At 46.3% G+C, this 14,520-nt stretch carries 13 protein-coding genes and 1 pseudogene; 9 read left to right on the top strand and 5 right to left on the bottom strand.

Features of this window, described 5'->3' with window-relative positions; genetic code table 11:
* Positions 1-9: 9 nt before the first annotated feature.
* Positions 10-1,236, bottom strand: coding sequence for an MFS transporter (locus tag BP95_RS0111250; RefSeq protein ID WP_028532190.1), 1,227 nt, complete (start codon positions 1,234-1,236; stop codon positions 10-12).
* A 252-nt stretch (positions 1,237-1,488) separates the two neighbouring features.
* Between BP95_RS0111250 and BP95_RS0111245 the strand changes: the two genes are divergently transcribed.
* On the top strand, positions 1,489-2,403 hold the full coding sequence (locus BP95_RS0111245; protein ID WP_021254089.1) for a DMT family transporter: 915 nt from the start codon (positions 1,489-1,491) through the stop codon (positions 2,401-2,403).
* Between the two features lie 250 nt (positions 2,404-2,653).
* Here the strand turns inward: BP95_RS0111245 and BP95_RS0111240 are convergent, their stop codons facing one another.
* Positions 2,654-3,934, bottom strand: coding sequence for a Kelch repeat-containing protein (locus tag BP95_RS0111240; RefSeq protein ID WP_051614056.1), 1,281 nt, complete (start codon positions 3,932-3,934; stop codon positions 2,654-2,656).
* A gap of 335 nt (positions 3,935-4,269) precedes the next feature.
* Here BP95_RS0111240 and BP95_RS32410 point away from each other — a divergent pair.
* From BP95_RS32410 to BP95_RS0111220, 4 genes and pseudogenes are all read left to right on the top strand, one after another.
* Positions 4,270-4,560 (top strand): annotated as a pseudogene (locus tag BP95_RS32410) (EamA family transporter); the annotation flags it as partial.
* Positions 4,561-5,036: 476 nt separating this feature from the next.
* Positions 5,037-5,687 (top strand): MBL fold metallo-hydrolase, encoded by a 651-nt coding sequence (locus BP95_RS0111230; protein ID WP_021254092.1) that lies wholly within the window; start codon positions 5,037-5,039, stop codon positions 5,685-5,687.
* Positions 5,688-5,811: 124 nt separating this feature from the next.
* Positions 5,812-6,684, top strand: a complete 873-nt coding sequence (locus tag BP95_RS0111225) for a pentapeptide repeat-containing protein (RefSeq protein WP_028532188.1) — start codon at positions 5,812-5,814, stop codon at positions 6,682-6,684.
* A 168-nt stretch (positions 6,685-6,852) separates the two neighbouring features.
* Positions 6,853-7,278, top strand: a complete 426-nt coding sequence (locus BP95_RS0111220) for a GNAT family N-acetyltransferase (RefSeq protein ID WP_021254094.1) — start codon at positions 6,853-6,855, stop codon at positions 7,276-7,278.
* 64 nt (positions 7,279-7,342) lie between these two features.
* On the opposite strand, the gene BP95_RS0111215 is transcribed toward BP95_RS0111220, so the two are convergent.
* On the bottom strand, positions 7,343-8,176 hold the full coding sequence (locus tag BP95_RS0111215; protein ID WP_021254095.1) for an MBL fold metallo-hydrolase: 834 nt from the start codon (positions 8,174-8,176) through the stop codon (positions 7,343-7,345).
* 31 nt (positions 8,177-8,207) lie between these two features.
* Entirely contained in the window at positions 8,208-8,834 is a 627-nt protein-coding gene (locus BP95_RS0111210) for an ArsR/SmtB family transcription factor (protein ID WP_021254096.1), read from the bottom strand.
* Positions 8,835-9,107: 273 nt separating this feature from the next.
* On the opposite strand from BP95_RS0111210, the gene BP95_RS0111205 reads away from it, so the two are divergent.
* The 4 genes from BP95_RS0111205 (at position 9,108) to BP95_RS0111190 (ending at position 11,548) form a co-directional block, all read left to right on the top strand.
* On the top strand, positions 9,108-9,764 hold the full coding sequence (locus tag BP95_RS0111205; RefSeq protein ID WP_036666971.1) for a DUF2306 domain-containing protein: 657 nt from the start codon (positions 9,108-9,110) through the stop codon (positions 9,762-9,764).
* 166 nt (positions 9,765-9,930) lie between these two features.
* Positions 9,931-10,356 (top strand): DMT family transporter, encoded by a 426-nt coding sequence (locus BP95_RS0111200; RefSeq protein ID WP_021254098.1) that lies wholly within the window; start codon positions 9,931-9,933, stop codon positions 10,354-10,356.
* Between the two features lie 28 nt (positions 10,357-10,384).
* A complete protein-coding gene (locus BP95_RS0111195; RefSeq protein WP_021254099.1) occupies positions 10,385-11,086 on the top strand; it encodes a Crp/Fnr family transcriptional regulator in 702 nt (233 codons plus the stop codon).
* Between the two features lie 12 nt (positions 11,087-11,098).
* Entirely contained in the window at positions 11,099-11,548 is a 450-nt protein-coding gene (locus BP95_RS0111190) for a DMT family transporter (RefSeq protein WP_021254100.1), read from the top strand.
* A 333-nt stretch (positions 11,549-11,881) separates the two neighbouring features.
* On the opposite strand, the gene BP95_RS0111185 is transcribed toward BP95_RS0111190, so the two are convergent.
* Positions 11,882-14,467 carry a TPM domain-containing protein gene (locus BP95_RS0111185; RefSeq protein WP_021254101.1) on the bottom strand — a complete coding sequence of 862 codons (2,586 nt, stop codon included), beginning with the start codon at positions 14,465-14,467 and terminating at the stop codon, positions 11,882-11,884.
* Between the last annotated feature and the right edge of the window lie 53 nt (positions 14,468-14,520).

The following is a 14,520-nucleotide window of genomic DNA, read 5'->3' as shown; positions in this document are numbered from 1 at the left end:
TTCATATTCTTAAACCGCCTCTGTTTCAATATTCGTTTGCTCTGCGGAGTTTCCTTTACCAAGAGATGGTATAGCCAAAATTCCGGCAATTCCGAGTATAAGCAACATTCCGCTGATCAGGAGAACCGTCGTTGTTACTCCCCATATCGAAAGCAACACTCCGGTCAGCAATATACCTGGCAGAGCCGCACTGGTTGAAATCATATGGTACATGCTGAAAACGCGAGTGTAGTTATCCTTCTCCACAATATCCTGAACGTAGGTCACAAATGTAATGTTAAAGCATCCCAGTGCAATTCCCTGCACGAAAAAGAGGGGCAATATCACCAGCCAATTTTGGATTGCATATAAGCTGCCGATGCTGATACAAAGGGTGAAAAATGGAGGGACGATCAGCCATTTTCTCTCTATCTTTTTATACCATTTTGGAACGAGAGCCGCACCCACGATCATGCCGGAAAGGGAAGCTGTTCCGATAAAACTTAGATTTTCAACGCCTGAACCAAGCACATCCCTTAAAAAGGAGAGCAGAATCAAATCCACTGAGGAAGCAATGAACATGGCAATCGTCAAAAAAACAAACAACGTGCCGAGCTGGCGGTGACGAGCAATATAAAGGACACCTTCTTTCATTAAAGTCCATTGGCCACGGCGTTCCGGCATTTCCTGTTTCACCTTTGGCTTCATACGCATAATGCACATCAGCGAACATAGGAGAAGAAAGGCTGAAAACAGCAGCAACGAAGCAGGCGAGGATCCGTTTTTGAGCATAAAGGCGGTAAAGATCTGACCTGTTATTTTGACGACCGTATAGCCCATCTGAAGCCAGCTATTCGCTGATGGACGTTCTTTTTCGCTAACGATTTGAGGGAGGAGAGACTGACTGGCTGGCATGAAAAATAAACCGACAATGCTTTCTGCAATTAGGAGCGCATATACCCACGGCATCGGGATCATATTTGAGAGTAAAAAGAACAGGATCATACCGCTCATGCGGACGACATTTGACCATACCATCACATGCTGCAGCGTTTTTCCGGATATCCAGGCTCCGGCAGGCAGGGCTAGCAGCACAATAGGGAGATAGTATGCAACATAGAAAAACGTAAAGGATTCTGTTCCGCTCGACTTGATTTCAATCCATTTGAGTAGCGAGAAAAAGAGTATGGAGTCCGCAAAAACGCTCAGGACTCTTCCGGCAAATAATTGCCTGAAAGCTTTGTGACGCAGCAGCATGTAATGACCACCTTTTTGGTTAATGTTGGTGTAGTCATTGTAAATGATATCACTTCATGAGTAAAGTATTATATATAAATATTTATCTATAAAATATAAAAATCTTTGGAACGTAACATTTTACCGAATGAGCGGCCTTCAATAGGCTTGCATTCCCTACTATTTTTTGTGTGCCTTTCTAATTATACTTACATGTGTACATGGTAACGAACGCTGTATAGTTGATTAACACATTGTTTAGGGGGAGCAGTATTGAAATCACCGCTTATGTCTTATGCGACTTTATTTCTCGGGGTGTTGGCATTATCGACTTCAGCTATCTTCGTGAAGTTAGCAGATGCGCCGGCTGGCATTACGGCGTTTTATCGGATGCTTTTTGCAGCGGTTATGCTGCTGCCGTTTCTTCTCGCGGACAAAGAGAGCATGCGAGAAATACGTTCATTGTCGAAGAAGCAATGGGGGTATGGACTGCTGTCAGGCTTATTTCTAGCCACGCACTATGTGCTCTGGTTTGAGTCATTGAATTACACGTCAGTCGCAAGCTCAACGGTGATCGTGACCTTGCAGCCGCTCTTTTCCATGGCGGGAGGCTACTTTTTGTTTAAAGAACGCTTCCGTATGGGGGCCATACTCGGTTGTATCGTAGCGATTGCAGGAAGCTTCGTCATCGGGTGGCAGGACTTCCAGATTAGCGGGCAGGCGCTGTTCGGCGATATTCTTGCCTTTATTGCGGCAGGAGTCATTACGGCTTACTTCTTTGTTGGCCAGCATGTTCGCAAACAGTTGTCGCTCGTTCCTTATTCCATTATCGGCTATGCAAGCAGTGCGCTCTTGTTAAGTCTCTTTTCCTTCAGTCAGCAAACATCCTTCTTCGATTATTCTGCTCACACATGGTGGTCTTTTATCGGACTCGCCTTCATCGCCACGATTTTAGGTCAGACGTTATTCAATTGGCTGTTGAAATGGCTCAGTACGTCAGTCATTTCCATGAGTATTCTTGGGGAGACGGTAGGAACGTGCATCCTTGCTTATTTCATTTTGGATGAGGTTATTACGGTACAGCAAGGCATTGGCATTGCACTCATTTTGATTGGACTTGCTGTGTTCTTATTGCAGCAACGGCAGGTAACCGAGCAGCAGATAAATCGTAAGGAAATTGGGACATAGATAGATTGGCATTACAAATATGAATTAAAAACTGCTGTAGAGTGTTCACAACTCTGTCAGGTGAACACAAAATAAAAAACAAGTCAGACATTGTTTGCAAACGAGATGACACTTCTTATTGGAATCGGACTTCCGTTTGAAGCTAAAAACAGCTTTACTCGTAGTACATATTAAGGCGAGGCGGTCAACGAGGGATTTCTTAACTAAGAGCATATTAATAAGGAGCTGCGGTTAAGCAGCTCCTTATTTTTTACTTCACAGTATATTCATTTACTTCAAACGATAAAATCTTATCGTAGATTACATAATCCTTACGGCTGGTAAAAGGGCCTTTATTATTGTTATGTTTATTGATGGCATAAGATGTTGTGCCTACGCCGGCGTTTTTGTTCTCATACCAGGAGATAAAGGAGTTGACTTCTCCCATAGAAAGATCGAATTCTTTTTCTAGTCCAGTCGTCATTGTAACTGTAAGGATGGCACGATTACCTTTAGGTTGTTCTGGATTAGTCGGCTCAGTAGGTTCAGTAGGTTCAGTAGGTTCAGTAGGTTCTGTTGGTTCTGTTGGTTCTGTTGGTTCTTCACTAGTTCCAGGATAATAAACTTCAACTTTATTAATGGAAGTAGTGGTTTCGCCGGCTATTGCAAAAATCGCATTATTAAAGGATACTACACCTGCTCTTCTTGTAGTCGGCATGTCTAATTTTTTTGTCCATTCATTTTTTACCGGGTCAAATTCATAGACAGAGTTTATTTTTGTTCTACCATCAGGTTTGCCGCCTCCAACCCCATAAATCTTTCCGTTAAGCTCTGTCGTCCCAATATATATGGCGGTTTCCGGATAAGGGACTCCATTTTCCCAGGTATCTGTTTGAGGATCGTAGATTTCAACTATACTTTGGGAGTTTGAATTAGCTGAATTTTCCCCACCGATTGCATAAATTTTTCCGTTTAATGTAGTGAGGCCAATACCGGATCTAGAAGAAGGCATTTTCGCCTTCGCAGCCCAACTGTTGGTTTCCGGATTGTATTCATACACGGTGTTGGAGTTTGAACCACCAGGTTTATATCCCCCTATAACATAAACTTTATTATTAATTGCAATTCCTGAAGTGTAACTTCTTGTTTCGGGCAATCTTGTTTTGCTGGACCATTTGTCCGTTTTTGGGTCATATGCTTCAACTACATTAGAGTATCCGCTTCCATCCTTTCCGCCCATTACGTAAATGATATCGTTCACGACAGCTATTGCCGCTCCGACTCTTGCTGTAGGCATGGGGGCTTTTTCGATCCATGAGTCATTAGTTGGATCATAGGCATATACATTGTTGGCAAAACTGGAGTATCCGGAGGGAGAACCCCCGATTACATAAATGGTGTTATTGGCTAACGCTACATGGGGATAGCTTCTCGACACTGGAAAATCATTTTTTTGTTCCCATTTCTCCACGCCAGTGGAGGCGTATGCGCTTGGAATGAAACATAACAGTAAAAGTAGCGACAATAGAATCGATAAGACAGGTTTCTTCATAATCTTCTCCTTTAAATTCAGACTGTGTACTGATTATATGAAATTGGAATATGTTTGTCTATATATATGAACATATGAAAAAATGTAAATAAATGTTTTTCGTATACTAAAAAAGTGGTAACTTTACTGATAAGGTGATTCATTCCATTAGCTGTGCTTCGAGTGGAGTTCATCTACCTTGTTGTAAAAATATACATAATATGGTGACAGTGGAGTTGCTTGCTCTAACATCGTAGTCTTGATGCCGACTCAATTTCGTTGAGATCTCCGTTGCCCAATTAGCCACCTTGAAGAGAATCACGTTTACTGTCAAAGAAGCAAGTAATGGGGATCTTTATTCCGCTCAAACGTGGTGATCCTTTACTGGACTAGCCTTCATCGCAACGATTTTAGGTCAGACGTTATTCAATTGGCTGTTGAAATGGCTCAGTACGTCGGTCATTTCCATGAGTATTCTCGGGGAGACGGTAGGAACGTGCATCCTTGCTTATTTCATTTTGGATGAGGTTATCACGGTACAGCAAGGCATTGGCATTGCACTCATTTTGATTGGACTTGCTGTGTTCTTATTGCAGCAACGACAGGTAAGCGAGCAGCAGACAAATCGTAAGGATATTGGGGCATAGATAGAATGGAGTGTGAATTATCAAGCCGCCTTCAACCCAGATGGCTCTAATAAATGAATGCCTGAGGCGAAAGGGATGAACCGTTCAGGATGCTGCTGATAGGCCTTCCATGCGATTTTATCTGTTCCGACAGCACCTGGTTCGGAAACATTTAGCTCTCTTTTGTAGAACAGTGCCTATGAGAAAGTTACTTTTTTATTGCTTGCTATCTGGATGGCGACTCACTTGACTCTAGGATAACACTTTGTACTTTGTCTTTAGTGTTCAGCTTATCACACTTAGCAGGAAAGGAAGATGTTCAATCGGTTTGTGCCGAAGGGGAGACGCGCATGTATATTGATATTGGGCAATCACGCAATGGAAGGGATCGCATATGAGAGGGTCCAGTTGACTTTAACAGGGTAGGGAAATATCTTAAGAATATAACAGATCATTATGGACGGAAGCGGTTTTTATAAATGAAAGGTGGTATGTTTATGCGAATCAAATGGTTCGGGCAATCGGCTTTTTTATTGACTTCGCAGGCAGGAACAAGGATTTTGATTGATCCATACGGACGTCTGCTTCGTTATCGAATGCCTGAGGTAGAAGCGGATATTGTTCTGGTTACGCATGAACATCGCGATCATAATCAGATTCAGGTAGCGGTTGGCGATTACTTGCTTGTGAATGAGCCGAAGGAATACACCTATGGTGACGGTGAGGTGCTGATCAGCGGCTTTAAGACCTTTCATGATAAAGTGAACGGTGCGAAAAAGGGTGACAATATTGTATTCCGCATTCAAGTCGATGGCCTGACTATCTGTCATTGTGGGGATCTGGGTCATCTATTGTCTGAAGAGCAAAGCCAAGCAATCGGCAAGGTAGACGTTCTTATGACTCCGGTAGGCGGAAGAATGACCATTAACGGAGATGAAGCGGCTCAACTGATGCGTCAATTGCGGGCAACGATAACCATTCCGATGCATTACCGTACGAAGGCGCTCCGTCCGCTAGGATTTCTGATTTTTGATAAGGTAGATAAATTTCTCGCAGCATCCGGTCAGCAGGTTAGAAGCTATAAAGAGCTGGATATTACACAAGACAGTTTGTCTCAAGCCGCGGGCGTAGCCATCATGCAATATTGAGGGCAGTGGAATATGAACGAACTTGACGGTAATGTAGAAATGACACCATTATCATTTTGCTAGAAAGTACCAAGCACATCCGTTATAATCGTCTCAGATTATTAGCACATCGGAGGTGCTCTACTTGCTAGAGGAAAACCGAGATCACTCTCATGTACGTAAGAATATACATTGGGCCGACCTGCGGGCGGATTGCGAGAATTGCTTCGGGCTTTGTTGTGTTGCGCTCCCATTTTCTTTTTCGGCTGATTTTGCGATGAGCAAGGATGCGGGAGTTCCCTGCTCGAACTTGCAAGCTGACTATCGATGCGGAATTCACGCGAATTTGCGGGCACGAGGATGTAAAGGGTGCACCGTGTTCGAGTGCTTCGGTGCAGGACAGAAAGTGTCGCAGATTACGTTTGAGGGCATTGATTGGCGAGAAAGCTCGGAGAGAGCGAAAACCATGTATAACGTCTTTCCGATTATGCATCAGCTCCACGAAATGCTGTGGTATTTACATGAAGCACTTGTGCTAGAGGCAGCGCGTTCCATTCGTCAAGAGCTTAATATGATGGTGGAGGAGACAGTACGTCTGACAGAGCTCCGTGCAGATGAAATTCTGAAGGTGGATGTTCACGCGCATCGTGCAAATGTAAATAGACTGTTATTGCAAACGAGCGAGCTGGTATGGATGGACGTACGCTGCAATCTGCAGGCAAATTCGAAGGAGAGACGGAAGAATTACCGCGGAGCCGATCTCATGGGTGCGAAATTAAAAGCAGCTGATCTCAGAGGGGCAGATTTAAGAGGAGCCTATCTGATCGCGGCTGACTTGCAGCATGCGAATTTGCGCGCAGCCGACCTCATCGGAGCGGACTTGCGCGATGCAGATATTCGCGGCGCGGATTTGAGAGACAGTATTTTTCTGACTCAGGTACAGATTAACGCAGCGAAGGGAGATTCGCATACTCAACTGCCGGGAAGGCTGTCTCGACCGGCCCATTGGACAGCATAGCCAGTAGAAGGCAGGCTGGAGAAAGGAAATTATGGTTGTGGAATATATGAATCTTCCGTATTATGGTGTATAGTGCTTCTTTTGATGATACGGAGGGTATTGGTTTGTTACTTTACTATTGATATTGTCGATCTACCTCAGAACAATTACATGAGGAGATGATCGAATATGATATACAAGCACTCAGTCGACGGGATTACAGATGAAATGCTGGAAGACTTTTTTGTAGATTGGCCGAATCCGCCAAGCCCGGAAACTCACCTGCGGTTATTGAAGAACAGCAGCAAAGTGGTTCTGGCGATGAATGAACAAACGGGTCAGGTCGTAGGATTTATCACGGCGATAAGTGACGGTGTACTGTCTGCCTATATTCCACTGCTTGAAGTGCTGCCAGCATATAAAGGCAAGGGGATCGGCAAAGAATTAGTCAGTCAAATGATGAAAGCGTTGGATGACATCTATATGATTGATTTATGCTGCGACGATGACCTGGTTCCCTATTATGAACATTTCGGCATGATGAAGGCGAACGGAATGATATTCCGAAATTATCGCATGCAAGCTGGGAAGCAGAAGGAAATAGAGGCGAGGTAAATAAAAACGCTAACGCTTGGGCAGATGCCCAAGCGTTTTTTGCATAAGAAGGTCGACCAGCGCCTTAGAACTGAACCGAAAAGCCACGGAATTGGTGAACGCCAGTTCCGAAGCGGACAAGATCCTTCTCAAGCAGCTCTGCAGCCGCTTCTTTCAACGCACCTAATAATTCGGGCTCCAGCCCAAGCCGATTATGGGAGCCGAATACTTGTACAATACCCTCAATCCCCGAAATTTTCTGCCAGGAGGCCACAAGGTCTTCTGGACTCGTCGTAGGATAGAATGCATAGATTGGTGTTTCATCGTACAGCAGATCGCCAGTAAATAAGTAGCCTCTGCTTGTATCGTGCACGGCGATATGTCCGGGGGAATGGCCGGGCGTATGATAAACGAAGAGTTTACGATTCCCTAAATCGATGGTATCTCCATCTTGCAGCAGACCAGTTGGCTTGCCTTGATAGGGAGTATAGGCAACAGGATCGAAGGTAGGCGGTAAGGGTCTCGTAATATCACGCGACACATCTTTGCGAATCTGCTCAATCGGCAATCCCTTAATGCCATTAATGAGCCAATCTTCTTCCAGTTCGTGGACGTAAATCCGCTCGAACTTGCCGTGGCTGCCGATATGATCCCAGTGCACATGGGTGGTAAGTACGGTGATGGGCAGGCTGGTTAGTTGGCTAGTCATTCGCGTAATATCATCGATACCGAGTCCGGTGTCGATGAGAGCGGCTCGTTCACTGCCGATGAGCAGATAAGAATGAACTCTCTCCCAATGGCCGTATTCGCTAAGGGAATACGTAGAGTCGTCGAGCTTCGCGACGGTGAACCAAGTATCGTCTATTACGATAGGATATTTTGTTGCGTGCTGCTCGCGATTGGCTGTGTTAGATTGCATGCGGTATCCCTCCAGAAAGTGAAGAATGTAATCATTGAATGGCGATCTCTTCGCTGTCATCTTGGAATGCGATCAGGGACAAATAATAGCTTTTTAGATCCTCATTTTCTTCATTCGTCTCATTTGTCTCTTGCTTCCCATACTTCTCATGCTTCGTGAAATGCTTGTCCAGCAGCTGCTTGAATTCTTCGACGAAGGCGTGGAAGTTCTCTTCCGTTGCGATCATTTGATAGGTGGATGCGATGTTCTTACGCTGATCCAGATTGCTGCTGTTCAGAGCGAAAGATGCAGCCGGTGCGCTCTCAATCTTAGTGCGGGTGACCTCGACGGTCTCCATGAACACTTGTCGCGACGTCTCGATCAGATCCATGCTCGGCAGCAAATGATCTTCTGGGATGAAGCGGCTCGCAACTGCGCGGTAATATTTTTGAACGATACCGTTCTTCTCCTCTTTGCGGACAATTTGAATCACCTGATGCTTCTCTAACTCCTTCAGGTGAAAATAAATATTATTTCGGGTTATACCCAGCATTTCAGCAAGCTGCTGCCCGGTATACTCTTGCTTGACAAGGTTCATAAGCATCTTCGTCCGGAGAGGATCTGCAATTGCTTTTAGCTGCTCATGAGTCTGAATTTTATAGACGCTGGTCACAGTCATCGAAACACCTCACTACAATTTACCGGTAAAATATAATTTACTGTTTAGTGTGTTTATATTAACACGAGTTACGAAGTTGGGCAATCATTCCATTTTCGATATGAGATACTATGATTCAGGAGTAGAGAAATAGAGAAATAGAGAAATAGAGAAATTGAGACGCATGGTGTGTAACTAGGATTAGCTCTAAAGCAAAATACTTCTGCAGACGGAGTGAAGTAGCTAAGGGTGCATGATACACTCCTTCCAGTATAGAGGAATGGAGAATGATGGATGAAAGTGCAGAGTGCGGCTCGCTCATGGGCCTTTGGGATAATGGCATTTCTGGCAATCATTGTCGGAATTTATGCTTTAGCGATGTATGCTATACCATCTCATATCCAAGAAGCTCCGCTTGTAAAAGGCAAAGGGGAATTGCCGACGTTGTGGTATCCAGTATTGTGGGCGCACGCCATATCTTCAGGACTTGCTATTACTATCGGATGGCTTCAATTCATCAAGCGATTACGAGTACAAAAGCCTAATCTACACCGCGCAATCGGCTATGTGTATGCGTGCCTGATTGCGATTGGGGGGATTACAGGGCTCTATTTATCCTGGTACGCGGATGGCGGTTGGCTCGCCGCAACAGGCTTCGGAGTACTGTCTACTTTATGGATGTATACTCTGTATCAAGGGATAGTCCGCATTGTTGTCGCTCGCGACTTAGCCGGACATGGCCGCTGGATGATTCGCAACTATGCGCTTACATGTGCGGCAATTACACTGCGCCTGTATATGCCGCTGGCAGCGATACTCTTCGGGCTTTCAGATTCCAATGACACATTTGCAGTGATCGCTTGGCTATGCTGGGTGCCAAATCTGTTGGTTGCAGAGAGTTTGGTCGCACACCGTCCATCAGTAGGTAGTAGAAAGTCATACATACAATAGCGGTTTGTTTACCTAAACAGTGTGAACGCGGATGCTGATGCAATATTCCGCCTCTACGCTGTTTTTTGCTTTTTTGATACACTTGGGACATATGTCCTTCCCCCAAGACATGGGTCTGATTTTAAATAATAGTGAAATTGAATTCATGTCTAGAGGAGCGGGAATGATGGCGGGAATCCTATTTGCATGGTTAGGCGGAGCGTTCATAACGCTGCAAGGCGTGGCGAACTCCCATATCAGTCAACATATTGGCACATGGCAAGCAGCAACGATTACCCAGTTCACGGGATTTGTACTGGCCTTCGTCCTTCTGCTGCTCGTCCGTGATGGACAATGGAGAAGAGTCAAGCAAGTGAAGCCGATATATCTGGCTGGAGGTGCCTTGGCAGCAATTATCATATCGAGCAATATCACAGCCATTCATCAGATTGGAGTGACTCTGACGATTGCAATGGTGTTAATTGCCCAGCTAAGTGTAACCTTCATCATCGACAGTAGAGGATGGTTCGGTGTAGCGAAGCAGAATATGAAGCTGGCGCAGTTCATCGGCATTGGGATGATGATCGCCGGAGTGATTATATTGAAGCTGTAATTTTTTGCGGCAGGGGTGAAGGTGCGCTATGAAAGAGATCAAGGATCGTGAACAACTGGCTCATTATTTGGAGATTCATCAGATAGCATCAATATTTAATGCACAGATATTGCCGCATTTGACATTGTACACTTATGAGCAAGGTGAACTCATCTGTTCGCAGGGTGATCCAGCCGAGTATTTATCCGTGCTTGTGAAGGGAAAGGTTAAGGTGTATAACACCTCGGCAGAGGGCAAGGCACTGATCGTGTCGTTCAAAACCGCACTAGAAGCGGTCGGGGACATTGAATATGTGCAAGGCATTGACTTCATGAATACGGTTGAGGCGGTGTCGCCGGTTCATATGATTATCGTTCATTACCGCTGGCTGCATCAGTATGCGAAAGAAGACGCAAAGCTGCTTCAATTTTTGTTGAAGCTCATTACGACGAAGTTTTGCATGAAATCAGATTCCTTGAGCTTTAATTTGATGTATCCGGTGGAGGCGCGCTTGGCGAGTTATCTCTTGTCGATATCGTATGATGAATCGGATCCGCGATTTAATGGACAGCTTAATGCGGTGAGTTTGCGGGATGTAGCCAACTTTATTGGCACCAGCTACAGACATTTGAATCGAGTTATTCATAAGTTCTGTGAAGAAGGCTTGGTCGAGCGCAGTCGAGGGTTTATTTCCGTGAAGGATCGGGAGCGATTGCGTACTCTGGCAGGCCATAATATATATGAAAGGTGAGAGGGGACGCTTATGATTGCAGGCTTAGTATTGGCGCTCATCGCTGGCTCGCTTGTTGGTGTGCAGAATGTGTTCAACAGTAAAGTAAATGAAGGCGTGGGAACGTGGACGACTACAGCAATCGTGCTGGGCATGGGATTCCTAGCGTCACTCACCATTGGCCTCTTAGTGGAAGGAAAGCAGCTATTTGATTTGCCTAATATGAAGACATGGTACTGGTTCAGCGGCATCATCGGGGTCGGTGTCGTGCTTAGTGTGGTACAGGGAGTGAAGCGGCTTGGCCCGACGTTTGCCATCTCGATTGTGATGGCGTCCCAGATTAGTTTTGCGCTGTTGTTCGACTCTTTGGGGTTGCTTGGCCTCGATCAGGTTCCTTTTACGGGAAAACAAGCAATCGGGGTTTTGATCATTATTGGCGGCGTTATTGTATTTAAGACGGGGAAAAGAGTAGAACCGCTGTAGATTCCCTATCTACTTCGTTTTTTTTAGATACGCGCTGGATACGATGCTGGATGTAGAAGATGGATATCAGTGGAATGATTTCTATAAGAAGATAGACGGAAATGTGATGGCAACGGTCACTGAACCGCTTGTTGTGTTGAAGTAGCGGGTTGATGGTTTCTCTGGGGTGATGAAGGGGTTGGCTTAGTGCTAGTTCGTTCTGGATTTTTGTTGAAAAGGAAGGAGGGCCTCACCATCCACTTTGCCGTGGATGGTGAGGCCCTTTTGTGCGTGAAAGGTTATTGTAGATTGCAAGTTGAAGATTGAAGGTAGGGTACCCCTTCACTTCTGCTACTACCAATTCGATCCGCCGGAAGAATTCTTATTGTCGCCTCCCCAGCTAGACCCGCCCGAGCTATTGGAGTTGTTCGAGCTGGATCCGCCCGAGTTGTTGCTATTCGAGTTGGAATTATAGCTGGTCGATCTACTGGTTTGCTCTCGGCGTCTTTCCTCTTCGCGTCTGCGTTCCTCTGCACGGCGAGCCTCTTGGCGTCTTCGCTCCTCCGCCCGGCGGGCTTCTTCTCGGCGCCGTTCCTCTGCTATCACAGCATCATAAGCGGCATTCATAGCGCTAATAATGCCTGCCACCGCAGCAGCTTCCTGACTGGCGCGTTCGTATTCGCCGCGGTACATATAGTCATTCGCAGAGGACATGATCTGCGAATATTGGGAGTCAAAGTGAGATAATCTTACTTTTCGGTTTGTACGATGATACGTGGAACGATACCGTGCTTCCATGTCGTTCATCGTGCGTTCTGCATCGCGCTTCACAATGGCAGTTCGCTCGACATCTTGCAAGTAGGCTTCCGCTTCGCGTGCATATTGCGAGCTTAGCTCTGACTGTAAGTCAATGTCATAAGGAGGCTGGGCGAGCAACTGCTTCAGTCCGGAGTCCAGCTTCATCAAAGATTCTTCCGCATATCGCCATGCTTGCACGAGACGATTGCGCTTAATAACATCTTGGGCGCGGGTGTAAGCTTGTTCACCGCTCTTCATCTGTCTGTTGATTAGTTCGAGCGCCTGATCCAATTTCATGACAAGTTCTTCATATTGCCTTTGATTGCGATCCTGATCCTGGCAAGCTTGCAGTATGCCATCAAGTTCCTGACGAGCCATCTCGTATTCCTGCACTTCTTCCGAAGAGAGGGAACGCACATTGTCCAGTCTGGAACGCATGTTGGCAATGACGGAAAGCCCGTTATGATACAGTTCCCAAGCATGATTCCAGTAGTTGGAACGGTAGGTATGGCTAATTCTCTGGTGCAGCCCATTCATGTGCCGCTCTTCTTCTGGCAGGTTGGAAAATCTATTCGCGATGGCTTGGATGTCCTCCGCATTTTTCAGCTTCAAATCTGCCAGCCGCTGTGTCATATGTACAGCATCCGTCAGGTGCTGGCCTCTGCGTTCTGCCAATTGCACAGCTTCCGAAATCTTGCCGCTTCGCAGTTGTTCCAGCATCCGTTCATTCGTGTCTCTAGCTTGCTCCAGACAACCGTAAGGATCGATGCGGATTAGCTTGAGTCTATGTTCTTGTACGATGCTTTCGAAGCGGGCGCGACTGCTGGCTACCTCATTCGGAAATTGCTGGTACAGATTGGCGTAATGAGCGATGGACGCGATATCCTGCGCCAATTGCTCGATTTCTGCCTTGGAGGTATCCATGATGGCATTGGCGCCCATCGGATCGAAGGTATCCATATCATCCACGGTTTGCACACGGCTGACGAGCGTATGGTAGCGTTGGTCGATTGCTTCAAGCGTCCAACCGCGTGTACTGATTTCTTGGCGATATTCGTATTCGAGCTGCTGAAGACGCGCTCGCGCTTCACGAATGCTGTCTACGAGCTGTCGCTCCGTGACCTCGATTTGTTCAATTTGCTTCGTTAGCTCTGCTGCTTCTTTTACACGCGTTTGCCGCACGTTGTCTGCCGCATCGAGCTGGCTTTTGAATTTCGGCAGCAGCGTGTGGGCGAAGCTGATCTGCTTCATTTCCTTCAAGCTGGACTCCAGCGCAATGATGGATGCCGTTAATTGCTGCTCGATAGCCGCAGCTTGCTGCTGCGTCGCGCCTTGATACAGCTCAGTGTAGTGGTGCACTCGCTCGAGCGCTTGACTGACAGTGGCCATAACGGCAGGAATTTGGGTACGAATTTTGCGCAGCCGCTGAAGCTGCCACATCCATGCAACTAGCAAGATGCACAATGCAGCTAAGCCTGCTACGATACCGACCCTAGGCCACGGAATGCTATTCCAGAAAAGGACGAGCGCACTTGGACCTTCCGGTTCTTTCGGCACAGTTACGGGCTGACTTTCGTTCTCCGATGCGGGCTTCGATGGTTTGTTGCCGGATGGGAGGTCTTTAGCAGGCTTCTCCGGCGTTGGTACAATCGGCACAGGCTTCAATTGTTTGGTCGCTTCCATAAGCGTTATAGTGGCCCTAGCGAAATTGCCCTCTTTCGCCTTCGGAATAAAATGTTTGTCAACGAATGCGCTGAGCTTAGAGCGAGACGAGTCATCATTGGGCAGTGCGTCGATCTTCTCTTGCAAAGCCGGATTGTTGAAGTTCATCTCTACGCGCCGATCTTCCTTAGACAATAGGATGAGGATGTCATCCGCTGTCAACTTCCATTTGTGATATACTTCGGTTGCATATTCTGCTGCATCCTGGCCATCCAAACGATTGATAGTCAGGAGATAGAACGTATAGGGCTTCCCCTTGGCAGCTCGCTCGATATAGGGAATCGATTCTTTAGGAATCATCTTGGCTATATCGCGCACTATGGCCGATTTGCTCGGAATCGCGTCTGCCTGAACAATTCCCGGATGAAGCAACATGACAATCATCATGATGGCGGACAGCCATCGTATTGCATTCTTCACGGTGATCCTCCGTTTCCAGTCGTGTGTTATGTTATTGGTTCCTATTTCCTATT

This window comes from Paenibacillus sp. UNC217MF, assembly GCF_000686865.1.
Taxonomy (GTDB): Bacteria; Bacillota; Bacilli; order Paenibacillales; family Paenibacillaceae; genus Paenibacillus_B; species Paenibacillus_B suaedae.
The sequence above is the reverse complement of the archived record's forward strand: the minus strand, read 5'-3'. Positions and strand labels throughout refer to the sequence as shown.

What these genes read in the sequence shown, in the direction of transcription:
- BP95_RS0111250 (WP_028532190.1), bottom strand. Translation starts at nt 1,236, where the DNA reads ATGCTGCTGCGTCACAAAGCTTTCAGGCAATTATTTGCCGGAAGAGTC.
- BP95_RS0111240 (WP_051614056.1), bottom strand. Translation starts at nt 3,934, where the DNA reads ATGAAGAAACCTGTCTTATCGATTCTATTGTCGCTACTTTTACTGTTA.
- BP95_RS0111230 (WP_021254092.1), top strand. Translation starts at nt 5,037, where the DNA reads ATGCGAATCAAATGGTTCGGGCAATCGGCTTTTTTATTGACTTCGCAG.
- BP95_RS0111220 (WP_021254094.1), top strand. Translation starts at nt 6,853, where the DNA reads ATGATATACAAGCACTCAGTCGACGGGATTACAGATGAAATGCTGGAA.
- BP95_RS0111215 (WP_021254095.1), bottom strand. Translation starts at nt 8,176, where the DNA reads ATGCAATCTAACACAGCCAATCGCGAGCAGCACGCAACAAAATATCCT.
- BP95_RS0111210 (WP_021254096.1), bottom strand. Translation starts at nt 8,834, where the DNA reads ATGACTGTGACCAGCGTCTATAAAATTCAGACTCATGAGCAGCTAAAA.
- BP95_RS0111205 (WP_036666971.1), top strand. Translation starts at nt 9,108, where the DNA reads ATGAAAGTGCAGAGTGCGGCTCGCTCATGGGCCTTTGGGATAATGGCA.
- BP95_RS0111200 (WP_021254098.1), top strand. Translation starts at nt 9,931, where the DNA reads ATGGCGGGAATCCTATTTGCATGGTTAGGCGGAGCGTTCATAACGCTG.
- BP95_RS0111195 (WP_021254099.1), top strand. Translation starts at nt 10,385, where the DNA reads ATGAAAGAGATCAAGGATCGTGAACAACTGGCTCATTATTTGGAGATT.
- BP95_RS0111190 (WP_021254100.1), top strand. Translation starts at nt 11,099, where the DNA reads ATGATTGCAGGCTTAGTATTGGCGCTCATCGCTGGCTCGCTTGTTGGT.